The organism is Brevibacillus fluminis (assembly GCF_003710825.1).
Lineage (GTDB): Bacteria > Bacillota > Bacilli > Brevibacillales > Brevibacillaceae > Brevibacillus_D > Brevibacillus_D fluminis.
The window spans coordinates 282,567-308,684 of sequence record NZ_RHHQ01000003.1; the positions used below are offsets into that span (position 1 = coordinate 282,567).

At 40.5% G+C, this 26,118-nt stretch carries 11 protein-coding genes; all 11 read right to left on the reverse strand.

Features of this window, described 5'->3' with window-relative positions; all coding sequences use genetic code 11:
* Positions 1-139: 139 nt before the first annotated feature.
* The 11 genes from EDM56_RS02105 to dpdE all read right to left on the reverse strand — a co-directional run bounded on the left by EDM56_RS02105 (position 140) and on the right by dpdE (position 25,976).
* Entirely contained in the window at positions 140-1,960 is a 1,821-nt protein-coding gene (locus tag EDM56_RS02105) for a P-loop NTPase family protein (protein ID WP_122916215.1), read from the reverse strand.
* Positions 1,961-2,376: 416 nt separating this feature from the next.
* A complete protein-coding gene (locus EDM56_RS02110) occupies positions 2,377-4,614 on the reverse strand; it encodes a UvrD-helicase domain-containing protein (RefSeq protein ID WP_122916216.1) in 2,238 nt (745 codons plus the stop codon).
* Positions 4,611-7,490 carry a PD-(D/E)XK nuclease family protein gene (locus EDM56_RS02115; protein ID WP_122916217.1) on the reverse strand — a complete coding sequence of 960 codons (2,880 nt, stop codon included), beginning with the start codon at positions 7,488-7,490 and terminating at the stop codon, positions 4,611-4,613. The genes EDM56_RS02110 and EDM56_RS02115 overlap by 4 nt, the downstream gene beginning before the upstream one ends.
* Before the next feature lie 129 nt (positions 7,491-7,619).
* Positions 7,620-10,448 carry a hypothetical protein gene (locus EDM56_RS02120; protein ID WP_122916218.1) on the reverse strand — a complete coding sequence of 943 codons (2,829 nt, stop codon included), beginning with the start codon at positions 10,446-10,448 and terminating at the stop codon, positions 7,620-7,622.
* Positions 10,445-10,957 (reverse strand): phospholipase D-like domain-containing protein DpdK, encoded by a 513-nt coding sequence (dpdK, locus tag EDM56_RS02125; RefSeq protein ID WP_122916219.1) that lies wholly within the window; start codon positions 10,955-10,957, stop codon positions 10,445-10,447. The genes EDM56_RS02120 and dpdK overlap by 4 nt, the downstream gene beginning before the upstream one ends.
* Positions 10,954-15,489 (reverse strand): protein DpdJ, encoded by a 4,536-nt coding sequence (dpdJ, locus tag EDM56_RS02130; protein ID WP_122916220.1) that lies wholly within the window; start codon positions 15,487-15,489, stop codon positions 10,954-10,956. Before dpdJ ends, dpdK begins: the two co-directional genes overlap by 4 nt.
* 15 nt (positions 15,490-15,504) lie before the next feature.
* Complete coding sequence (locus EDM56_RS02135) at positions 15,505-16,209, reverse strand: hypothetical protein (protein WP_122916221.1); 705 nt, start codon at positions 16,207-16,209, stop codon at positions 15,505-15,507.
* A complete protein-coding gene (dpdH, locus tag EDM56_RS02140) occupies positions 16,203-19,313 on the reverse strand; it encodes a protein DpdH (protein WP_122916222.1) in 3,111 nt (1,036 codons plus the stop codon). Before dpdH ends, EDM56_RS02135 begins: the two co-directional genes overlap by 7 nt.
* Complete coding sequence (dpdG, locus tag EDM56_RS02145; RefSeq protein ID WP_122916223.1) at positions 19,313-20,188, reverse strand: protein DpdG; 876 nt, start codon at positions 20,186-20,188, stop codon at positions 19,313-19,315. Before dpdG ends, dpdH begins: the two co-directional genes overlap by 1 nt.
* Positions 20,185-22,713, reverse strand: a complete 2,529-nt coding sequence (dpdF, locus tag EDM56_RS02150; protein ID WP_122916224.1) for a protein DpdF — start codon at positions 22,711-22,713, stop codon at positions 20,185-20,187. The genes dpdG and dpdF overlap by 4 nt, the downstream gene beginning before the upstream one ends.
* Positions 22,710-25,976: a protein DpdE gene (gene dpdE / locus EDM56_RS02155; RefSeq protein WP_183192255.1), complete on the reverse strand. Its 3,267-nt coding sequence runs from the start codon at positions 25,974-25,976 to the stop codon at positions 22,710-22,712. The genes dpdF and dpdE overlap by 4 nt, the downstream gene beginning before the upstream one ends.
* Positions 25,977-26,118: the final 142 nt, after the last annotated feature.

The window sequence follows — 26,118 nt, forward strand, 5'->3', positions numbered from 1 at the left end:
CTGGTTTTAGTTAAATTGATTCCAATAAGTCTCCTTATTATTTTTATTATTACCAATTTAGTTAGCTTTAGTTCAACTAACCAATTATCAAGTGTCCAACACCATTCTTATCGTCTACACCTTATTCCAAGCAATATAATTAGGCTTCTTTCTTATTATTTACGTGTTCTGTAACTTTATCTAATTGTTTAATCACTTCGTTCAATAAGTCTTTCTTTAGTCTATCTAAATCCCTTGAGTCAAGTTGCTGCAATAAACTGTCTTTTAATTCTTTTATAAAAGGAATTTCTGAATGATGGAAATCAGAAGCGTTAATAATTCGCAGATACATTTCATTAAGGATTGAGTTAAAGAGCCCAATGCTCTTGTTTCCCATTATGAGTAGTCGCTTAGCAAAGGATATTTTGCACAGATGTTCAAAAAGGTTTGCTGAACTCCTAAAAGTATTTGCTAGTTGACTAAGATTGCTATAATCCCTATTATCTAATGCATTTACAAATAACTCTACATTTGAGATTGTTTCATCTTCACGTAATTTCTGCATTTTTTCCTTTATCATTTGAATCAACCTGTTACAATCTTGATCTTTGTTACCTGAGAAGAAGCGTTCTAGGGCACGCTCTATGTCCGGAGATACGTCTTTTAAGTTGATTTCTAAAGAATAGAGCAACCCATTATGAACAATATCAAATAAATTCCCTATCTCCACATAACCTTTGTCTACCATCTCCTTTAATACTGTATACAGATATGGGTACCGTTGTGGGCTATAATGGCCATTTTTAATAGCGGAAATTACAATTTCTGTGCAAGTTTTTATCTCTTCAAGTTCGTAGTCATAGTAGGACTCAACTATATTACGACTTGTTTCTTCTTCACTTTCTTTGTTGTATTTGTCCTTAACCTCTTGCACCAGTTTACCTAAATTAAAATGACCGGTTATTATAAACTCTGCAATAGAGTCAAAATATGCATAATGTCTACTGATTACAAAAGTCCCAATTAAGAGTATTGACTCTGCTTTTTCCTGATCATTTGGTCTTGATTTAAAATAAAGGTTATATGGATTTAGTTTATTTCCCGCTTCTTCTAAGTCTTTTATAGTTCCTTTTTTATATTCAATACCTACAACCAAAGCGCACGTAAAAATATTAATTAACGCCTCATCAGATAATTCTTCTTCCTTTAGAGATTTGAAAACCTCATTTTCTTTTAAGGATTCAAAAACCTCATTAAATATATCACAGACAAATTTTATTGTTCTTAGGTTAAGTTTATCTATGGACGTAAATATCGGAATCATTACTTCCTTATTTTTTTCAAAGAAAGAATACAAATTAGAATAGTCATTTTTTAAAATTTCATAAATTACTTGTTCGTTTTTAATAGAAAAGGTAATACTTCTTCCAATGACCTTTTCCTTTAATCTAGTAAACTCAGCCTTTTCTTCCATTTCCTCAGAGTTTGAAATCAAGAGTGTCTTTACATGGTTGTGTTCAATAAAGTTAGAATTGATATAACCAAGTAAACTTTCAATAGAAAGCGAATCATCAATTCTTTCTAGGTCATCAAAGCATAATAAAACTTTATCCAAATTTTTGCTACTGATAAATTCCTGTATTTTAGTATCAATATTTGAAAAGTCCATGTCTGAGGGGTTACCAAAAGGGATCAAGTTCTTGAACAAATTTACAGTTCCTCTTGCTACAACGTAGCCTTTAGAAGCTGTTGGAGATAAAATCTGTAAAAAAACATTCTCCCCAATTTCATTAACTTCTTTGATTCCATTCAAAGAAACATAAATAAGTTTAAAATCTTGGTAATCCTTTTTCAAAACCTTCTGTAGCTCATTTTTCACAAAATAAGTCTTACCACTTCCCCAAGGACCGTCCAAATGTAGCGCATATCCTATTTTTGGAGTATTCATGTACCTTTTAAAAGTTTCTAATAAAATATTCATGTAATCTCTCACTCCACTATATTAGTGATTTGCACCTAATCTACAAACTTAGTTACACTTATATACTGCATGATTTTATATTTCATCAGTAAAATCGTAACAAATAAACCACCTCTAAACCCAGCAAAGTAAAAAGGGTGTTTTTTTGTTCGTTCTCACCATTAGCAACTGATAGCAATCATTATGGCAAATTAACGAACCAAGGAAACTAGAAATTCCGTCTACTATGCTATCCTGTCCGTTCGTATTATGAGGTCAGCCAGTTTTTACTGGTTGACCATGTTTAGTTGAACAACGATTGCAGGTCTAATACTTTATTATCCAGTCTAATACTTTATTAAACGGTCTGACACTTTATTATCTCTGCACACCTACTTGTGAGAGGGCAGGTCCATTTTTGGACCTGCCCTAATTTCTTAATCAATTTTTACGATTTTCTTCCCAAGTCCCTTTAACGAATCCCCTGCATGCAAAACTTCATCTTTCCATGACCAATTTTCATCGCCAATTGGATTAGGCTTGTCATATCCATGACCAATCATACAAATGACATGTTCTGCGCGTGTTACCGCCACATAAAAAATGCGTGCCTCTTCTTCTAACATATTCTGACGATAATGGTCTACCCATTCATTAAAACTTGAAGAACAACCTTGTCCTCCCGGTAATTCTAAATCAAGACCCCAACCAGGTATTTCAAAGAATGTAGGCATCTGTTCATCATTCAGCAGTCTCCTTCCAATGTCAGGGAGTATAACAATTGGATACTCTAGACCTTTTGCCGAATGGACAGTAGAAAAACGAACAGAATTTGGTTTGGTATCTTCCATTCCTGTATCCGCTTCGTCCATTTCCATCCCTGTAAGTAAAGCTACTTGCAGACGATCAAAAAAATGCTGCAACGTTAAGGCCTCGGTATTCATCAATTCTCGAGACCACATCACTAATTTTTCGAGGTTTGCTACTGCCTGCAGATTCCCCATTTTCCCGTAATATTCCCGAACCCTCGTAAATTCGTACATATTTGTAAGTAGTTGAGGTACGAGATCGACTTTCATTCTTTTACGGATATTACGGATTCCCTTTAACCATTCCTTGCAGTCATCCTCATCCTCGAACCAATCTCGTAATACCAGATTCGTTCCATCATTACGATATATTGAATTAGGTGCATTGAAAGGGAGAAACGGTGTTCCTAAAGCTAAATCGAGAGAGACATCGTCTGGGTATTTTAGAATAGCCTGCAGCATGTGGTAACAGGCCACGATTTCTGGTTTTCGAAAAAATCCACCTCCCGTATCGGTTACAACCGGGATATCCGAGGGAATGAGTGAGTGGTAACTCTGAAGTTGATAATTTGACCTGAACAATACACAAATGTCGCGATATTCAACTTGGCGTATACCTTTATGCCTGTCATGTATTCTCTGTCCTACATATTCTCTAATCTTCCCTACCATTCGCTCAATGATAGGTCCTTGTCTGTCTTTAAACGTCTTTACATGTTCATACTGAAAAGGAACAAGAGAGTCCTTTGGAACATGTGCATCGTCTGGTTGCGTCAGTTTTTCCTGTAAAAATTCATATCTTAGTCCCATATTGTCGAACAATACAGATTGTGCTTTATGCAGTGGTTCAGTTGGTCTACGTGACGCACTTAGCGATAATGGTGTCTTGTTGTTCAGTTCAGCAATTTTTCGGATGACTGAATGGTCAGCTCCACGGAACCCATAAATTGCCTGTTTGCGGTCTCCTACTACAAGGACATGTTTTAATCGAGGTGCTAGGGATTGAATGATATTCATTTGTAACTCATCAGTATCCTGGAATTCGTCCACAAATAGGTAGCGAAATCGTGATGCAACCAAAGGACCAATTTGATTTTTGTGTTGTTCAACAAGCGCTGCGCACTTGTGTAGAAGATCGTTTGTATCCACACCACCCTTCTCACGCTTTAACTCCCGATAATTGTTCTCCAGTTTTTCCAGCATAGTGGCCACCGCGTTACGATACTTCTGATTATCATCATTCTCATTTTGTCTTAACGTCTCGGAGGCTACCTCTGTTATAGACCTTCCGCGTCCCCTTATATATTCATACCAACTTTTTAAGCGCTCAGCCATAACATGGGGTGCCCAATGAACTTGTTCCGTATCAAACAGAATATTTGTTGTAGAATCTTCCAATCCTTCGTTCATCGTGTCTTTCAGAGCTGCCTGAAAGTAATGACTCGCCATAATGATCTCAGACTCGTGTGCAATAAGCTCTGTATATCCAAAATTCCGAAGTAACATTGCACAAAATCGGTGGATCGTGCCAATAAACGTTGAGGCGATCCGCTCCTTTTGCTCGAACCATCGAGAAAGCTGGTCCCAATCCCCAGCTTTCTCTGCTTCTTCAATACGCTCAAGAACTCCACTCTCAAGGCGCTCTCGCATTTCGTCTGTCGCTTTGTTGGTAAAGGTGATCAGCGCAAAATCATCAATGCTTACATTCTTCTCACTCACCAAATGTAAAACTGAAGCAACCATTGTTCTTGTCTTTCCAGATCCTGCTCCCGCAGAAACGACCGTGATCGAGTCTGGTTGCATGACGCTATCTACGATGTCGGCCTGTTCTTGAGACAATTCAATACCTCCACGTTTAAGACTCATGACGTCACCTCACCTTCTTCGTCAACTATTCCTAAACATTCCAAGCGGACAGGACAAGACGTACAATGTTCTCCCGCATGTTTGGGAAACTTGTTTTGTTCGATACTTTTTATCAAATGGTTGATCTTTTCCGGCATGCTCGCATAATGCATCTCCAACATATTTGTGTACCAATTATCTACGGCTTTTTGTTCCTTCTCGACTACGAAAAATGCATGAATCGAGTTCCTCCACCAAGAAACAGCTTGATATTGGGTACGGAACAGTCGGACGCCGTCCAACTCGATCTCACCTTCTTCCTTGTCTCTACTCTTTTCTTTTTCTTCTGCTTCGCCTGGTAATAGCCATTCTCCAGTTTGGATATCTCCAAGAATTGCAACATCAAATCTTGCAGTGCCAGCCATAAACGGAATGTTTAGGTTTATTTTAATTGTGCGCTCCTCATGATCATTGTCCAACATTACACGCAACGACTCTTTGCTGCCTTTAAAAATTTTCCGGAAATATTTATAGCGAAGATCTCTAAATTTTTTAAGTTGACCTTTTACCTGTAATTCAATCGCATGCCATGTTACCGGACTGAACGCGGGAAACATTTTTTTAATACCTTCTCTTGTTTCTTCCATAAATCCCAGCAAATCTTGAAAGAATTCATCCCTTCTTCTTCTAAGGGGTGTACCGTTTTTTTGCTCCATTAGCCCATAGATATAGTGTAGCCATATTCCCTGAGCATAAATTTCTAATTGCCATTCACTTCTGTACATTCTCGCTTCCGGATGGAGCAACTCAAGCCTGTAACGCAGTGGACAAAGACCATATTGAGCAAGTTCGTTCAATCCGTATTCCTTACGTTTTGCAGAACGTACTTTTACATCTTTGACCCCATCGTGAGAGCGCTCTAAATCAAGTGTATCCAAAATGCCTTGTGTTACCATTTTCGTTCCCAGTAACTTTTTTATCTCCTGCATATACGTGCTAGGTTGGAAGGAACGATCGCTATCCCTTTGTGAATAGCTAAGTACAAGTTTTCCTGTTGAAGCTCGAACTACCGTTAAGAACATATACCGTTCCTTGGCTAAATGCTGTTCTCTGCCGTCTGTATAGAATGGCCAAGGTTCTGGATACAGGACGGGTGCGTGTACATTGTCACAGCCAACATAAATAACAGCTTTATAAAGCATGCCATCCAATGTTTCCGGTGTGACAATACGCAACTGTGCAGGATTAGCATCGTCAATTTCCTGATCATCATCTTCTTCCTCTTCACTCTGACCTCTAGTCAGGGCATGAATGGCGTCGCCAAACTCTTCAGTGGTGATGGGGATTGAGTAAAAATTACTCAGATCCTTAAACACGGATTGGATATGTTCCAATACCTGCCGCTCCGCCTTGCGTAAATCCTTGGGTAACATTTTATTTAATTCTTCTTGTAATATTTGAATATGTCGTGCAACAGATTTCTCGCCGAGTCGGAACAAACGACTGCATACCGAATCAAGGAGATGTATCACTTCGATCCATTTGCGGATGATCTCAGCATCAGCCAACTTAACGGGCACACGGAAGATAGTTTCTTCTTCACAATCGTGCTTCAATTGGTTCAAGACGTTAACCCAGTCATCCTTCGTTCTGCAAGTAGTGAAATACTGATATTTCACCGCACGAAATGTCGGGGTAGAGTCTTGAACAGTGGCACCTAACCACCCAGATGAAATAATGGACTCCAGTTCGTTTGACTCAAGATAAAGTTTATTATCCTGCCAAATTTGATACAGCGTCAAAATAAAGCGGCCCATTGGAGTTAACAACAGTAATCTCGGATTGGTCGCTAGCTCGACATTCTTCTTTTGACCACTCGCTTTATCAATATATTGTAGTGGTTTCATGGCCATATAGTCGCGTAGGCGATCAATAAACTCCTTAGAACGTCGCATCACGATCGCCACGTCTTTCGGCTCGTATAAACCGCTCTCAAACCATTCTTTCAATTCACCTAAACACCCTTGAAGCTCACGGTCCCGGTTTGCATATTGCCTTAAAATCACGTTCGCTGTGGGAGCAGGATATCGCACCGGTTCCCCTGTTTGTAGGAGATACTTCTGTATATGCGCAATATCTTCCTGATCACTAAGAAGAGGTGTATCAAGTTTGAAACGGTTCTTTCCAACAAATTGATACGTTTCCGTAATGATCCGATACGCTTTTTGCTGTTGTTCTCGGTAGGGAACAAGGAATACAACTTCCTTACCACTTTCATCGCACTGCTTAATGAACCACTTTTGGAGATCTGTTAGGAAGGTGAATCCTTCCATAACAACCAAGTCAAAGGGAACAGGGCTTGTAGATAAATAGTCTCTGGCAGCTGCCTCATACACCTTTTTCCCTTCCCTATCAAGCATATTGTAAAATGATGATTGAATATCCTTCAGATGAGTTTCTATTACAGGATTAACGAGTTGATTACGTTTATCTGCGGGCAAATTTACACTGCGTAAATCAATACCTTGCCCAGCTAAATCATATAAAATTCGGATCCAAGAGGGAAAATCGTGACGTAGCAAATCTCGAAGTTTAGGATCCCCCTTAGAAACTTCATTCATCGCACGGAACAACATCGTTTTTTCTTCACCACGTGAGGATAGATCGAATTCCCGCTTTGTCCAGGCGCGTATGACTTCTGCAAATAGCGCTAATTTCCTTGAGTTCCCTTTTTCGTCATTCAGTAGTTGTTCATCTGGAATTACTCCGTCCTCAACTCTTTTAACAGCCAATGCCTTTGTCGCGGTCAAGTATGTATACTTACGCCCTTTAAATACAAATTTCTCAAGTACTGTACGGTTTGGGCGTTGGTTCTCGTATGTAAACAAGGTCAGCATCCGATTCCCTCCAGGTTTCGAACTTTGGCAAAAACAAAGGCCTTTGGGCATAACACTCCCAAAGACCTAAGTCGATATTACCACATTTATCCCTTTCTGGAAACGGGAACAAAATAAGAACAAGAATATTTAGGAAGATAGTCTTTCCTTAGCATACTCCTCAAATATCTTGATAATCCCAGCTTCACCTGAACTACGCGGAAAGATTGGGTCAGTGCTTAGCTTATCTTTTATACCATACGTTAAAGCATGGGAGATACATGCTGTAACTACGATTGACAAGTCAGACTGTCTTGCGTAAGCAGTTGTTTGATCGGTCGCTCGATCATGAGTACAAACGCGAACTTTTATGTCTTTATTTCTAAACATTATACGCTCGGCAGCACGCTGCGCGGCCTTTTCCCTGCACGAAAAAATCGTAACTGTCATTGCTGGTAACACTTTTAGGGGGTCGTCTTCAGAATCCGCATCTTGTTGCAGCCTTTCTTTTAAATGTTGAAGAATCGAATAATCCCCCACTATTACTTCTCCAAGCTTAAGGACAAAAGGAATCAACCATTCAGTATCCTCATCCAATTTATCATACAGTATGCCGAGCCACTTATCCCATACATGTTTTATCTCCAGACCGATAGTCCCATAATCGTAAAACAACTCCATGCAATCAAAGACAACAGGTAGTAATTTTGGGATCGGTTGAAAAGTCATCCAATCTCGTGTGTTCCTCCACTGTGTTTCTGTAGAATCTGGCTTTTTCTGCAGTAATCCGTCTATCAATCTTATTAAATGCTGTAAAGTAGCCTCATTTTTTCCACCAAAATGACGGATGGCATCTGCCAAATTCTCATAGAATTCAGTTTCCTCGTTTTCTGGAAAATTCGGATCATACGTCACATACTTGACAAATGGAGAAAGTGATCGGGACAGAATCCCTTTTTTTCCTGGTTCAGGTTCTTCAATTATCCATTGCGTAATCCATTCATTGATTCGATGGATTGAAGTTGGTGTCCATTCTTCATAACCGTCCCCCACCCGCTCTATCCAATCTGCCAAAAACTGATAGTCCTCCTGCGCATCGTATAAAATGCTATACCAGGTCTCCCATTGCTTAGGAATAAAACTGCTTTCAATATCTAACCATTCCTTCTCCGCAATAATCGCACGCCCCGGCAAATGGCTTCTAATCTGATGGATAAGCCTTAAGCGAGACAATAAATCAGGACATGGACGTTCACCGGCTTTTTGTAGAAATGGGTATAATGCTTTTAAAAAGTCAGGTGAGGCAAACTTCCTCCACCCCTCGAGCAAACTCCCAAACAATTGACTATACTCTGTTACGGAAAGGCCCAAATCCAGCAACAAATCTGACCACTCTACGGCTATCTTCATCTCATCTCGCATCCCATGCATACGGGACAAGAAAAAACGATGTATTTCAGAGTAAACAGCCTTTAATTCCATTCTTGGCCACTCCGAATCGTTAACAAAATACCGAAGTAGGTAAGGTAAAATGGAATCTATTATATGACCATGTTCAGTCACATTATCATGCAAATTAGAAATAAGTCGTTCCATCTCACTATGATTTGTTAGAAAGCCATCACGTGACCACTCCTCTGCTCCGCGCTTCGCAAATTCTACTGCTGCGCCTGGGTTAAGCTCAGAAATATGCTCAAACCATTCGTTCCAGTTTCCTGGCACAAAAGAAGTAGTGCTCGATCCAGACGCACTAAACAGACGCGGTGCCAAATATTCAAAACAAGTCCGAATATGTCTACTTGTTAAAATAGACGACCACTCATCTTCACTTATATGTGACACAGCATCCGATACTTTTTTGTCAATCGTCAAATCCTCTAATTCAAATGCACATTTTAGCATCAATTGAATTTGCTCTTTTGATTTCGGAAGTTGAGAAACTACGTCAAAAGCATCATTAAATCTTCCCTGATCTGCAAGTAATTTTGCATCTTCAATTGTGTACATAGTGGGTTCAGGCTTACTCCCCACTACATCCATCTCTGAGTCCGCCAGAAGTTGTAATAACGGTTGAACTGAAGTACCTGCTCCAACCATTAATATCTCATCACGTAATACCGGTAGGGGGTCATTTAGGTCGACCGCACGTAACATAAAACTAATTAATGTATCAGGATGCGATAAAGAACCACGAATACGGTAAAGCGAATGATACTGTGGCCAAACGATCTCAGAAAATATTTCCTTCATCTTTTCAGGTTGATTCTGATAATGCGTAAGATGCACCTTAAATACTGCCCGAATTATTCCTTCTGTAATACGTGATGGACGTGGAGCCTTAAGTAAATCTTTCATCTGGGGATGTCCAAGTATCTCTCCCCAACGCTCGAACCGGGTAAGCATATCAATACGCATAAACAGGATATTTCGAGGATCTATTAAATGGTGACGTTCTAGTGTGTCTATTTGAGTCTCAGCATTATTAAAATCTCGTGCTTGTAAAGCTATTTCAAAATTTCGTAGCAGAGGGAATGGATTATCAGGAACCTGAGTACGTCGTTCTGGACGGCCCTCTAGTAGTCGAAATAATAAATTTATCTTTTCACCAATCTTCGTATCATTACCACGAAACGAAAAAAAAAGTCCCCCCGTGAATGAATTGACAACTGAATCAAATGGATGGGGTGCACCATTGGTGCGATATCCACCAAAATCGCTATAGGTAGGACCAATAAACGAACGCACCTGCTCTAGCAATTGAATGAACGATGTTTCGTCAAACGCGATTGCAAACCACGTAAACGATTTATCATGTTCCATAAATGGTAGTATTGTTGGTTTTGGAACATTCCCATCAAGCCTGGATATATAGGGTAATAGCTTATTAAGACCCCCCGATTCCACTTGAGCCCAAGAAATCAGATTTGGGCTTGAAAAAAATTTTTCTAGAAACTGACGGGTTTCTGGTGAGAACATCATTCCTCTCCCCTCCCCCACCCGCGGCTCCACACAATTCGGTTCTCCGAAACAGCCGATGGATCCGATGTATATTGAATGAATTCATCTAGCGTAGTAATTCCGTTAAATGTAAAATTCATAGAGCCACTTAAAAAAAAGTTATCGCCAAGTAATCCTTTTCGATGGAGGACAGCATTATACCGAAACGTTTCGAAGGGTTTCGATGTTTTCTGTTTGATAGCCTTCACAAAATTCTCGTTATACTCCAACTTTCGTGTTTCCAAATAAAATTCTGTCCCTCTCTCAATGAGATTCGCAATAACATCTGTAAATGTAATGTCCCTTCTTGCCCATTGTGGCTCTAATATCATAAACTCATTAGAACGGTTACGGATGACAGTAATATCGGAGACCCAAGGAGATGCTAAAAAAAGTCGACGGCTCGGTCGAATTAACTCGGCGGTAAATACGCTTTGGAGTAAGTCAGGTATTTCCCTGGAAGCTGCATTTGAGTAAATATATCGCGTCATTGCAGGGCCTCCCGGATTTCAAAATTTACTACGTAATAACCACTTTCTCTTGCTATACCTTCAACACGGGGATACACATGCAAAAACCCCAGATCCAGTGGTGCATCAGTCAAACCTACAATGATGTCACTCATCTCAAGTTTCTGTTCAAGTGGAACCAAAAGCTGAACCATGCCATGTGTAATAAGCATATCAATCATGCGCTCTTTCCATTGCGATTCGGTATAGGAAACACGATAATGAAGTTGCATTACATCAAGAACTAGCTCACGGTCTGTGGGCAAGCGGTTCGCGAATGGATTATACGACTCCAGTACTCTGCGCCGAATTTGTGATCCTCGCGGCCAAATCATTCCATATATTACATTAAAACGCCAGTTTACATCCTCAAGAGCTCGAACATCAATATGCTGGAGTGCCCTACTGAAATCAGATGAAATACTTTCATTAGCACTGTAAACGTAAGCGAACACACGTGCATCCATTTCGATTCCTAGACGATTTTCCTCACAATTCCATGCCCTTAGCAACTCAAGAAGAAATTGGTCTGTTTCAGGATTACTTCCTGGGCGAAGCAATCGGTTGAACAATCCGTTCATTACCGGCATTGTTGCAAGTATTCCGAGATCCTGCATCTGTCTTTTCAATTGTTCTATCGATTCATTAGTTTCTTGATATCCGTTCGCATCCCGGAAACACTTGACCTTGTCACGTAATACTGAATTATTTTGAATCTCCTCAAGGATTCGGGACAACTCACTATGAACAATCTCTGAGTCAGATGGTGCCAGAGCACTTTCGATCAACCGGAAAAAGCGGCGTGGGTCCTGTTGATATCCGTATGCAATTTCCTCAATGATTCCACTACCACCTTCAATGGTTTCAGTAATCCATATCTCGTCGGATGCATCCCTCCATAAACCATCTTGTTGTTTACGACTACCGCCTCCTATATCAAGCAAAAGGTCTCCATTTCGATGTGATCCAGCCATTTCGATACATGCCTGTAGTAGAGCCTCCCCGAGAGTCGTTACCCATCTTTGGCGAGCCCAATTTTGCCAATACTCGTCATTATCTTCCCACAACGTCACTGCTAAAAGTTTTAATCGTTCTGCAACCACTGGCATATCAAACAAACTCATCAATTTTAAATGAGTACGTTGATATTGTTCCTCTTCTTCGAACTCAGTTTCTTCTTCTCTGGCCAGCACTTGAAAAACCACATTCATTACTTGGTTCATAACGTCAGGAAAAGATCTTCTTGCATGAATCTCCTCGCATGATTCTTCAAGAGTGCAATGATTTACCAACGCAGTGTGCAAAAGGGCTGATAAATATATTTCCGCCATTCTCTCCAGTACAAATGCATTCCCAAACTCAGTTAATACTTCATCGTTCATGACAAGATGCTGAAAGTACAGAGACCGGAACGAACGCACTTTAGCTCGATTTGAATCAGAAGATGAAACAACATTCTCAGGAATGTTGTGCAATAAAAATCGTATGCCATCCACTTGTTGAGTAAAGCCAATTCCTGCCGGCCTTTTCTGTTCAATAGTGAACCTGATGGACATCTCCGTTGGTTCAGATTGATTCGTCATCCGTATCGATGCTTCCGAACCGACTGCAAACCGTCTAATCGTAACTGCACTATACGTGTCGTGGGTGAAGAAACGAATCCCTGCAATTACCGATGACCATCTCGTACCTTTGGGAATATCCATTTCTCTACCGTACGCTTTTCCTTCTATAAGTCCTTCAGACGACGGAAACAGTTGACTTTTCCAAAGAAGGCGGGCGTTCGATTTTGTATCTACCATCCGTTCTGATTGCTTAGGTCGAATTTTAAAGGGTCTAATAACCGGTAATTGAATCAGCGTTTCTTGATCATAGAATTCAAACATCCCAAGTTGGCGATAATCCCCAGGTTCACAAAAATCCGATATGGGTAACTCTTGAAATTTCTCTGTTTTTTGTAACGATACAGGTGAAATCCAGTGGCTTTCTGCTCCATGCGCCACTCCAAATCGTCTAGACACTCTACCTGGTGCGAAAGTATTGAGTGCTTGGAGGATGTCCATCGGTTCTTCCGGTCTCTTCGCTTCCTGGGTAGACGGTAACACTATCATTACTTCAGGAAGACTCAACTCACTAAATAGAGTTGAAGGTACAAACTCTGGTAGTGGATGATTCTTTGTATGCATTTCTTTTGCATTTCCATCATTCGAATCCCAGTTCATCTGCAGGCGCCTCATCAACGTCGGTAATACTTCTAGCATGAGAGACCGTGGTGGATCCCACATTAAGGCATGCAAATTCTCTAGAGAACATTTGAGAGCCATTTTCAAATACGTCTCCATCCGAGAGCGGAAAGTTGATTCTTCGAGCACGCGTTTAATCAATTTTACAACTTCTTCTCGCTGTCCCAAGTTTTCATCGTTAGGCTGTGCAAACATGTACCAGAGACTACCTGCATTAAACCGTTGCTCCTTTAACTCATATGAAGCCCAGTCCATAAAGGCGAATACCGCTTGAATTCGTAGAACATATCGGTTCATGATCGGTAATGCCTGACGCTCAAGGACCGGTTGAAACAACGTATCGTAGCTTTGGTACATGAATCGATCCCTTCCATAATCAGACAATACCGTGACCATCCAAGGCCTCATCTGGGGATCTCGCCCTGCACGTCCTTTACGTTGTAAAAATGCAGCGAGATCTCTTGGTGCTTTGTGCTGAATGACAGCTCCTACTGCCTTATCGTTAAATCCAACTTCAAGCGATGGCGACGATACAATAACATCTGCTTTGGTATCAACCCCAGCGTCTTGTGAACTTGTTCGCCCGATATGTAGTGGTTGGCTAAGATTGTGACCTATATTCTCCGGAAATAACCATGATTGGCCATGCAACATTCGTTTAGGTGCATCACTAGTATAATGGCTCCTCAATGCGGCTAACGGTTCTCGGTCTAATAATTTTGCAAGAGTTTTGTTATTTCTCCCCTCAGCATCTAGAAGGGTATGAAACATTCGGTTTGTAACGTCAAGATCATCCGTAAAGAGAAATAACTTCGAACCATAAGTGTTAACTTTCTCATTCCCTGTTGTATGAGATACATCTAACATACGACGTAGCAACATCGCAGCCTGTATAGTGGTTGATAAGAGAGACGTTCCCGAAGCCGGATCTCCACGAAGTATAAGCTGATATTCTTTTCCTTTCGGTTCCATTCTACCGGACGCTGCATCTATTTCTGTTACTTCTGAGCGAGATAGACCTGTCAATTGACTGAAAAAATCCCCAGCATCTCGCAATGTCGCGGACAACCCTGTGAACTGGAGAGGCGTATCACCAAGTGCATGACGCCATCTTCTAAGAAGTAAAGCGACCTGAGCCCCATGTGTTCCTGTATAAGTGTGAGCCTCATCAATTAGAACAATACGAGGCGGATTTTGCGTACGTAGACCAATTAATGATCCATAATTGTGGTCGCTCATATAGCGATTCATCATTTCCGTTGTGGCAAACATGATATCTGGCGGATTTTTACGCATTGATGTACGAGTTAACGGCATTACATCTCCTTCGATGGAAGTGCCACACCCTCTCTTGGTACATACTAGGCGTTCAATCCCTTTTTCCAGATCAGTGGAAGGCCATACCAATTCTGATTTACAATCCAAACATTTTAAGAATGGGCAGACGTAGCCGTGTGAACCCTTTTTCCAGCTTTCTTTTGCTTTATCTTTGTTACTAGGTATATCACCGAACAAAGCCCCGATGGAAATCGAGCGCTCTAGATTGGATGCTGAATTTAACGCACGCACTTCATAAAGTGTGTCCATGAACTGATCTTTCAACAGTTCGTTGCGTGGATACAAAGCCACAACTTTAATCCAACGATTACTATCAATTCGAGAAGCAACCCATGTCAAAGCTGGTAGATAAAACGCTAATGTCTTCCCAGTACCTGTTCCAGCAGTAACAATGAATCCTCGAGATTTCTCATCTTGGAGTTCCTGAAACATTCGCAAAGTTGCATCCCGCTGAAATTCGGAAAGGCGGAAAGCTTCTCCTTTTCCCTCTATAAAAATTCTAAGCGAATCTAGTTCGAATGTCTCTAGAATACTTTCCGCCTCTTGGAAAAGGGATTGTCCATCAATAAATCTCTGCGGATAGATACGAGTACGTTGGTGAAAACGGAAATCCGATACAAGTGTAGGAGAAGCCTGCCAATTCTTTGATGGAAACCATTGACGTAATCGTGCCATAAGTCGAACAGTTTCTGCCATTCGAGTCCGCCACACCTCTTCGCCCTTAACAGGAAGTGCCGCGATCATCCACTGTTCCATTAACCCATTTTTTAATTCCTCAGCAGACATATCCACTATGTTGTGCCGCTCAACAAAATCAGTGGCTAGTTGATCTAACTCTTCATTAGTAAATGAACCTTCGACATACCCCCATGACAAGTATTTAGCTTCGATTTCTTCAAGTTCATTTAGGAAAAGTTGTCTCCAGTCTATCAATGTATTCCCTCTTTTCTAAATACGAATCGTACAATGATTGGTAATCCCATGATCTTCTAACCATGTAATTACTTCAGGAGTTAAAAGGTGTATTGGTGCCCCCACTGAACTTCCAGCAAGTTTAAGAAAGTCCAGTACTTCTTTTGGCACATTCCCTTGCCCGAACTTCATCCAAATTTGATGTATATCAGCGGATCGATCTTGCAGTTTTTTTATATCACTGTCATTCAATGGCAGACAAGAAGCGATTGTATGAATCGCCTGTAAATGATGCTCCATTTTTTCTATATCGGCGCGAAAGCTAGAAATCTTTCTGAATATCAATAACGTTTCCTGATTGATCTGTGGTAATAAACTGTTAACGTATGTCTTCCAAGCATCTAATAAAGCCTTTTTAACTGTAGTGCTTGCAGATTTCAACGATCTTACAAAAGATGGGATATCAGACGATTCCAAGATCCATTCAGGCTGTTGCTCAATATTTTTGCGGTATACTTCTGCCATGTTCGATACGTTGTTTATTACGTTAGTAAAATCAGGGCATGCAATATCGATATTACGCATTGTATTCATACTCAAAGTAACTTCAGCAAGCCCTTCAAGTGCTTCTTTTAATTGTTGCTTGCGAGTAGTGAATTGAAGAAGTAGGTCTTTTTCCCTCTCCAACTTTTCCTTTTGTTCAACCAACTCGACTAACCTGGACGCTTTAACTGCTAGCATGTGGTCCCTCCCTTCCGGATTGAATCAAAGCAGGCTGTGATCAATTTTAGATGATCATTAATCTCCACTTTAACTTTTTCTAATTCCATTACCGCTTCATTATTCTGAAGCTCATTCAAGTCTCTTTCAATTTTCGACGTCGATTCGTCCAAGAACTTTTCTAAAATCTTTACGTGGTTCTCAACTTCTGTCATTTGCGCGACTGGAAGTTGACCTAGCCCAATTACTAATTCAAGTGGTGTGTTTCCCTCCATAGCGTTTAACTTCTTAACGAACTGATCTATTGGTCTACTTTCTAACCCAGTTATTGCAGCTTCTATTTTGGGCCCTTCCCCGCGTAAAGAGGCGGTGGAAATAGCGCTTTTATATGCCTGTTTGACTTGGTTGGCGACTTTCTTGCCGTTGAACTTATCACCAAGTACTTCCCTGATGCGCACAACCCACTCTTTCTTATCTTGATGTTCCGTTTCAATTGCCTTAAGTAGGGATTTTTGGAGTAACTCTGAACATCTTACCAATCGATCAAATGCATTTACTCGATCTGTAGGAGGAGTAGTTAGATTTTCTAAAGAAAGTGTAGCAAGTTGGTTTATTATTTTTGACGAGTCAATGACTCTTACACGCCCAGTATCACCCTTTTTAATCGCAAGTCGAGAAAGGGCAAATTTTGAGATTTCCTCTCGATGCTGGAGAAGCGTACGTAGTACTTTATCCCATTCACTTGTTCGTATTCCATCCTGTTGAGTGATCGGGTCAAACATAGATGAAATTAGATTTTCTGATGAGTTGTTACTTACAATCCCACTCATCGCTGCAGTAACAACAAGTACTTCCGTTGCTATTGGGAGCGGGTTCCACGGGCCATCGTCTAACGGTATCTCCCGAAATTGTGCAAGGACTGTTTCGCTCCATTTATTTAAATAACGTGCCACAAATCGAAGATACTCAGCTCCTTGCCGAAACTCCCAATGCTTAAAATGACTGAAGTAAATTAATCCCTGTAACACAAGGGCCGTATCTTTCCATTCAGACTCTTTCTGAGGTAAGTGTAATAATATGGGACCTGTCCCCATTTGGGTCGACTGTGAAGTAAAATTAATACTTTTCTTACTCCATAATCCGGAATCTTGGAACCATTTGTGATTAATCCTTTCAATATCCCATTGAATGTAATCATTTAAGGAATCGAAAACGAGTTCGCGTAGTTCCTGAGTAAGATTTTGACTTAATTTTCCTTCATTAACCCACTCGTCAATGGTTCTAATTTTCTGTTCGACATTTTGGGGCAATTGATTCAATGATGATTTGGGTGGATTTACAGAACTAAGTGTAGAAGTGGTGTCCGCTCCCTTAACCTGATCCTTTACAGACAGATCATTGAGACCGTGATTATTTGTTGGATCTGTAGGATCCTTCGTTGCTTCTGAGATTAAATTGGGCTCAACTTTTTCTACTTCCTTTTGTACATTTTCTCTAATATTTAATAGAGGCAGTTTGAAACTCTCATGAACAAACGGGTGCAAGTTAGTAACTTCGTATTCGTTAGTCCATAACTCAATAAGAGTATGACGCCGATCATAATCCACTGGATCTTTGCGTTCGATTTCATTTTTCGCCATCGTAGATAATCGGTTCACAGTCTTTCCACCAAAATGATCAAATAAGGCAGTTGAAGGGAAGGTACCTTCTTTTATAGATTCTGCATAATTCTCAGTGATATAACGGAGTACCTTGCTAATCATCAGTCGCGGATTAAAATTCTCCTCTTTTGTACTCCGTTTGTACATTGTATGAATGGAAGCATCATTAAAAGGATATAAACCAATCCCATCGATCTGACCAAAAGCTTCATGACATTGGTGAATCATTGGACATTCTAGTTCTACACATGCAGATCGGAGTGGTTTTCCGATTCCCTCCTCATCAAACCATTGTTTAATTCGATCTTCGGGCATACGCAATACATTTAAATATCTAGCAGCAAATCGTTCTACGTCCCCTGATTTAAGCAATTCTTCGTCGACATCAAGGATTACACGAAAGTCAGTTCGGGTAAGTACGGTATCCTCGAATCGTTGAAAATAACCTGTTGTACAACCGAGCGCTACTCGCATGTCACATAGTTGCTCTTCCCCATCGTTGTCTGCCTGTTTATAGATCAATGCATCAAGTAGTTGATAGTCGATCCCTTGTAGCACAGTAAAGTCTTCAATGAGTAATACAAGTTCGATATTTTTACGTGCCAGTGCTGCTCGAACCTGTTTCATTAATTTGATAAGATCGGTACTTGATAGATTGAGCATAGCTGAAATTGCTGAATCAAGATTAAGATTTAACCATTCAACCGCCTTCTGCTGCAACTCGTAGTCCCCGACCAGATCTGCGTATATACTTTTTGCGTCTTGGCTAGCTTTATCAATAAACGTTATATTCAAGGGCAGGTCTTGGATAGAAAATTCCCTACGCTCATTTAGTCGCCCACCGTTTCCCCCTATAATATGGGAAGCCAATTGATGAATAACCCCCCCCTCCTTGAGCCACTCCTGAAAGAGAGCAGGATCTCGGAATAAGTGTGGTAGGTTTTCCATCAAGTGAAGTTCCAAATCGTCCAATCTCTCAATGGAATGATTCCCGTTAGGTCCAATTGCAAGAGTAATGTTATTTAATAGCATCTCTTTTGCCTGACCGAACGATACATTTCCTGTTGATTGACGAACTCTTTGTCTAAAATCTTCAAATTCAGGTTCCTCAAGGTCCTTGAGAATCATCAAAATGATATCCTTCAAATTGGTAAGCCTCGGAATGAGCAAAACCTTCCTACCCTCTTTGGGAATTTGCGCATCAAGCCATCTGACTAAATGAGACTTTCCAGTTCCTGATTCTCCAAGTATGGGCACGAAAATATATTCTTTTTTAGTGATGAAATCTTGTAGAAACTCTACTTCATCATATGCAACACCACGATTCTGCACTTTCGTACCTGCAGTCTGCTTATACATCTTAATCGGGTGATGCGTAGCTAGAAACAGATGCCGTTGTACGTGTAAAGCATCCGTATCCAAAACTTTATGAATCTGCTCAGTTTGCCAGCAAACATGTGACATCAATGATTCGCCTCCTGTGCGCACCAGGTTATTTCTGAATAACGATATGTTTCCTGATTCTCAGTAAACAAATATACATCAGCATCAGATTTTTTCTCTAGACGAATCAATTTCTCGTCATGAAGACGCATAAACGCGAATGATGTTACTTGCGAAAGTTGACCCTCACGTAAATTTTCTACTCCGAACTGTTGAGTCAACCACTCGCGATATCTGCCACGTTCAAATACTGGACAAATCTCGGCCAATCGCTTTATTATCGTATCAATATTATGCGTACGCTTGTCTCGGAATAAGGTTGGTAAGTAATAACGAATGACATGTGAAGGATCGGGCAATAAATATTTTTGAATTCGCGAAGCAAAACCTAGATACATTACCCAATCTTCGAATTGTCCATAACGCGCGTCACTTGAACAGTCCAATTTTGTGTTCAATTGCTTCAAGAGGGACTCTTCGACCGATGCCCAGTTACCAGGAGCCTTGTACGGATTTTGTGACATATACCAAGCAATGACTTTTACTAAATCTTCATTATTATTGTTTTCATCATTCGCTTGTGACATGATCTTTTCCCTAATCGCATTCGGCAAGGCAACATCGACAGAATCGCTCAAAAGCAATTCGGATGGTACTTGATCAGAGATGGATAGAATCCCAGCACTTTCTTGATGTATAAGGCCGAGGGTGATCACTTCTGGAATTGTCGCTCCGATAAAATCAGTTTCATTTCGATCCTTTGATGCAAATGCCTGTGGAGCAAGCAATCGTTTCAAAAGGTCCATTTCGATTCGCTTATCAGGCATTTGCAAGATTAACGAATATATTGCATAGACTCTGCTCGGCGATGCTTGAGCGTTTTTCAACAAACTCATAAGCCGACCTCCTGTTTAAATGCATCATATCGATAGTTCCGAATATCAAGACTATCACTTAGGCGTTGTCCTATCCGTAAAGGGTGATCCATATCTTCTGGGATCATAAAAATAGTAGGATACTCTCGTACATTCTCACTCTTTAACCATCGATATACCATTTCATTATCCGTTCTACATTCGTGTATCACGAGCGTAGGTATTTTCCACTTAACTCTGGTAAGAGCATTGTATTCATGCATTTTACTGGTAAATAATATGTATCGATCCGAGAGTGTTACATCTTCCCTCAACCAATTTAAAATGTTTTCTGATGCAACGATATGTTTAATCCCTTGGTTTACAAACCAATAAACCATTCTCAGCATAGACAGTTTTTCTGACATCCCAATTGTTTGCTTTCCGCCATTCCCAGATTCTCGTAACAACACCAACTGATGGGAAGCGGGATCTAAATAACGACGTAATAACCCAGTTATAGTATCAAATGGAGGCCATTGCAGTGGATATCTATTAAGGGCCGGACTGCCAGGTTTGCGGTGTTCAAGTCTACATGCAGGACATCCACCACAAGCAGGGGCAACATATACTTCCCTCCTTAAATAGTCCTGGTTCATACTAGGTTGGATCGAATAAATCTCTTTAAGTAGGTTAGAGATACATTCTCCACTTTTTAATAATCTCTCCATCAACGAAAACTCATCTCTATCTGATCGCTTACTACTTTTACGATACTGTTCTACTTCCTCCCAAAATTCATCTCCCATATGATCATGCCGTAACATTCGCACGATCCTCCAATGATTTTCTTCTCCCTCTTCGGAGGCTCCAATATCTTCCCAATCAAATTCAAGCACACCCATCCTACTCAGCATCGTCAGAGTTCGGAGATGCCATTGCTCATTGTAATCATTTTTCTGATCAATTCGATCTGGATCAATTCCTGAAGATATCGTGACAGGAAGAAGAAACTTATCCGGCGCTTCGGGGATAGTACGTTTATTTGTAAACATCCTCTCCCAACGTGGTCTCCCCTTTTCTATACTAATCAACCTAGGTGCACTCATTTTTCTAGCCAGTTGAATATCGTCGTAATCATAAAGCATAAGTGACATACAGGCACGACCATCTCGTCCTCCTCGCCCTACTTCTTGGTAAAAACGATCAATGCTCTCAGGAACACAAGCGTGAATCACTGCACGGACCTCTCCCTGATCTACACCAAGTCCAAAGGCCGATGTCGCTACAACGATATCAATTCTTCGATGATGCCAATCTTCGATGATAGCTTCACGTTCGTTCTGTTTGGTATCACCATGAAATACACGTACCCTGTTGTAACCTTCAGTACGAATCTCTGAGAACAGTTTGATGGCATGCTTCACTTCAGTTGTATAAACGATGAGAGGACGAGGCAAGTAATCTATGGACTCGATTAATCGCTCTTTTTTTTCATTTTGATTGGTACACTTCGCCTGCCAATAAGCAGGCTCTGGTCTCAGTGTGACTGCAGAGTATGAATCGAAAATACCAGGCCCAGCAAACAATGTTTCGAGTGTATCAAGACATGACTCCGTTACAGTGGCTGAGAGGAGCAGTGTTCGGAATGGTTCAAGTGCTTTTCTCAGCATCATTCGTCTCCATCCAGCCAATTCTTGAAAGGCTGGTCGGAAACTATCTCCCCATGAATCAACGGTGTGCGCCTCATCGATAACTAACATTTTGAAATACCCTTTTTTAGCTGCTACTTGAAGTGAAAAATCTAGCGCCTGCATTACACTTTCTGGCGATGCAAATACAACCCTTTGGGTACCATTCATAATTCTTGAACGGATGGCATCATTCTCTGATAGACGAGAATTACTAGAAAAATATGCCGATTCATGATTAATAAAAGGCATAAGTGCTCGTTCCTGATCAAGAGCAAGTGCCACCGTGGGTACTACCACAACTGTAACTCCCTCCTGCTTAGAGAAAAGTAAGGCAGGTAGTTGTCCGCATAAGCTTTTTCCCGATCCAGTAGGAAGGTTAATTAAGATTGTTGCATTATTTGGTGATGTTAAGATCGTCCTTATGGCGTCCCTTTGCGGGGCACATCTATAGGACTGTCTCCCTACCTCGGTAAGAAACGGGTCTCCACTCACCTCCTTCAGATGGCTACGATGAATTAGTCCAAACAGAGGTCTATCTGGTTCCTCTCCTTTAGAATGGGGCAACCATTGAGGAGACCATGGTAAAGCATACAAGAGGTAGCAATCGTCCCGTTCCTCGAAGATAACCATGCCCATTTTCTCGTATATTTCTCGGTCTGGCCATTTTTGTGTTCTAGGCACTTTTAGTATGCAACGATCAACTCCATTTTTTTCTGCTTCATGACGAATCACTCCTCTGATTAACGCGGCAAGATCTCTTCCCTGTGCACCTTCTTTAACTGCTTGAAAAAGTCTTATGTAAAATGGATTTTCAAACTGTGGTAAATACCTATCATCCTCTAACCAAGTCGTTAATTCATCCCAATCGTTCAAAATCTGCCCCCTCCTCGTTGAGTTTGCTTCCGCAAAGGTTTATCCGACAGAACTAAAAACCCTGCTGCATCTAAATGAACCTTTGGATTTTCAATTCCTTTCAAAATTACTTCGTACAACTCATCGTCAAATACTTCCTTTTTCCCCCACATACTTTCATAATTGTTCCTCAACTCTAATTGGGTTTTCATATATCCAAAATAAGATCGTGCACGGTCTGTGTTTTGCTTGCATAACTCTTGGAAGGAAGTATCCGAAAGTAAATACCTATGTGAATTTTCTGCTGCTTTTTGACAAATATTTTCCCAGGTCCCTGAACTAAAAGTGCTCCTAATCCTTCCTAGTCTTTCTTTAATAATATTGGTATCGTTCCCCCCCTCTTCAACATCGAAAAATGGCGTTTCAAGAAGATCACGATATGTAGAATTTGCAATATTACCTTGGTAGTCAAGTAGAATCGAAATGTAAGTCGGTTCAAAAAACTTATCAAGCAATCGTCTATACGCTTTTGATTGATTATCATCTCCACGAGAAGATATAAGACTATTCAACGGTTCAGTGTCACCCTCCACTATATAGTGAAGCCGGAAACCTAACCAGTCTTGGTCCCTCCCTCTCCATGAAGGAACTGTTCGCCAAAACGCATATGTCTGCCCTCGGTCATCCCAACGTAAATATTCACTTAATGTGTCAAAGAATGGCTCACCTATCCGAAACAGTTTTGTATTTTTTAAATCGATTGATTGTTCTCGACTAAAACATCCTGGGATGTTCATTTGATCATGCAGAGTCTGAAGGTGTGAACGTGGCACTAAAGTACTAGGTGTTCCCTCATACAAAACTTGACTGAAATGAGTCCCTCTTATTTTGTCAAACTTAAGTGCTTCACAAATCCAAGGTTCGACGGAATCTTGGATCTTTTGTGGATTGCGCTCATAACTAACTAATTGCTCCAAAAATGAAGTTGCCTGATTTTCACGTGCATCAATTTCATCAATTACTTGTTGCTCTGCAATATTAACTTTTTCCTCTTGGATAGTTAGCCGAATATTTTCAGTTTCAACTTCTAATCCCTCAATGCCATGTACATATAAGCATCGAAGAATAGTGGGCATATGTTTATCGACAAAGAATTGAAGTGAAGAAATTGACGAACGATAAATATCAAGCCCCTTATCCATAAGATTATGCCAAGCAAATTGAAAGTTTACCGTTGCATCCGGTCCCGTTAAAACGGACATCTGAAATGGTTTCGTTCTCCCCAAACGATCTAATCTACCTATTCGTTGTTCTAATCGATTCGGGGACAGCGGTAAGTCATAATGAATCATGTGGTCCGCAAATTGAAAATTTCTCCCTACCTCTCCTGTACTATCACAAATTAACACTTCACAGGACTGATTATTCTGAAATGAATTCGTTACAAACTCGATCTCTTCTCTTTCCATTCCAGAATGATAAGCCCCTACCGTTTCAGTTCCAAGATTATGCCTAAGGTATTCAAGGAGATCCTCGCATACCCTGGTAAATTGAGTGAAGATAATAATTTTTTTAGGAATTTCTCGGTTGCGAAATGATTTATCTTGTATACTCTTGATTATCTCAAGCAGTAGCAGCTTTTTATCCCCTTCTTCGCTTGGGTATTTAAATACTTCAATCATCCTGTCGAGCAATTCCAGTTCACCAAGAAAATATGGTGAACTGGCTAAGAGAGTCAATATTTCATCCGGAAAAACTCCGTCTAAGCTTCGTTCAACCTTTTTTGCTCTACGAGTATTAACAACTTTCTGGAACAAATCTTCATCACAACCGGCCGCTTCTATGAGGGTTAGCCAAATACGGAAATTTACAGATTCACGCGTCTCTACTTCTTTCCACAACTCTCTTTCCGCTGCCCATGCCTCATACCTGTATTCATCAAGTAATTTATGTAATTGTACTGTCCGTTCGTCTAGATCGAACTCCTCAGTTACTTTGTTCTCCCCTCGACTATGTCTAAACAGATCCTGCACATTCTCCCTACGATTCCTTAGCATTCTACGGTGCAATCGATACGTTTCCGAAATATGCACTCGTATCCGCCTAATTAGATCACGGCGTTCTTCTTCACCAAACCGGTCTAATCCAATCTCCAATTCAACCAAGTGACTTTCAAGTATTGGATCGTTATTAAAACGTGATCGAAGGTTTGATATCCCCCGTTTCAGCATAAATGGTTTACTGTCTTCCCGAAATGATAGTAAGCTTTTTCCAACCTCTTGACGGAAAGTTACCTTGCGTCTAAAAGCATCCAGTTCATCAAGTTTGTAGTTATCTGGATCTAGTAGATGCAGCATTGATAAGAATTCATGTTCGTTGTTAAGGACAGGTGTAGCCGACAATAACAAAAGGACGTGTGCCCTATGGCAAAGTAGTTTTAGTTGTTCATATCGTCCTTTTTCCTTTATTCCGCTGGTAAGTCCCAATTTAGCTACTTCATGTGCCTCGTCGATAATCACAATATCCGGATATGATCCAGAGTAAGAATGAAACAATTCAACCGAGGTAAACTCGACACGCCCTTCAAACTGTTCGATTTGAAACCTATGCTTTAACTCTTCATTCCATTGCGTAATTAAAAATGAAGGGACAATTACAAGTGCCCTCATCCTGGGATCATCGAGAAGCATCTGGCGAAGGATCACACCAGTTTCTATCGTCTTTCCTAAACCAACTTCATCGGCCAGTAAGTAACGTGGCACTGGATCTTCAAGAACACGCCGAACCACTTCGACTTGGTGAGGCATCAAAGAAATATTGGACGATATAAGGCCTGCCATCCCTTTTGCAGCAGCTCGTTGCTCCATTAATGTCATTAAAAAATTTGTTCTCCTAATATGGAAAAACGCAGTTTCCTGACCTAAAATTGAGAGGACATCAGTCGGAATTGGGACTGAGTCCTCACATCTGACTAGCAAATCCTTTTCAGGTATGTATTTAGAAAACGTATCAGGGAAATCAACCTCATATTCTCTGTCGATTACTCTCAATGCTCGTCCCATAATCCATCGCTCTTCTTTAGCAAAATAATAGTAGCATCGAGTCTGACTTTTAAGCACTGTAGCCTTAACTTCCTTAACTGGATAAGTGAGCGTTTCTTGTTTATGTATGGAATGAAAATAGGTTACTTGTGCGAATTGTTTATCTGGTGAGATCGAGGTTAACTTTCCAATTCCTCTAGAATTTGATAATACAGTTACAAATGAACCCACAGGAATATTCACCATTTTATCCTCCGCGTCTTTGGAATCAGTTAGGGAAACCTTCTTATAAAAAAAACCCTACTGCAGGAGTAGAGTTTTATATTAAATTTGCACTAACCTCTCCTATAAATTTCCTTCCATTATAGTATAAACGTACCAAAAT

Coding starts and splice junctions, on each gene's coding strand:
- EDM56_RS02105 (WP_122916215.1), bottom strand. CDS start 1,960: ATGAATATTTTATTAGAAACTTTTAAAAGGTACATGAATACTCCAAAA.
- EDM56_RS02110 (WP_122916216.1), bottom strand. CDS start 4,614: ATGAGTCTTAAACGTGGAGGTATTGAATTGTCTCAAGAACAGGCCGAC.
- EDM56_RS02115 (WP_122916217.1), bottom strand. CDS start 7,490: ATGCTGACCTTGTTTACATACGAGAACCAACGCCCAAACCGTACAGTA.
- EDM56_RS02120 (WP_122916218.1), bottom strand. CDS start 10,448: ATGATGTTCTCACCAGAAACCCGTCAGTTTCTAGAAAAATTTTTTTCA.
- dpdK (WP_122916219.1), bottom strand. CDS start 10,957: ATGACGCGATATATTTACTCAAATGCAGCTTCCAGGGAAATACCTGAC.
- EDM56_RS02135 (WP_122916221.1), bottom strand. CDS start 16,209: ATGCTAGCAGTTAAAGCGTCCAGGTTAGTCGAGTTGGTTGAACAAAAG.
- dpdH (WP_122916222.1), bottom strand. CDS start 19,313: ATGTCACATGTTTGCTGGCAAACTGAGCAGATTCATAAAGTTTTGGAT.
- dpdG (WP_122916223.1), bottom strand. CDS start 20,188: ATGAGTTTGTTGAAAAACGCTCAAGCATCGCCGAGCAGAGTCTATGCA.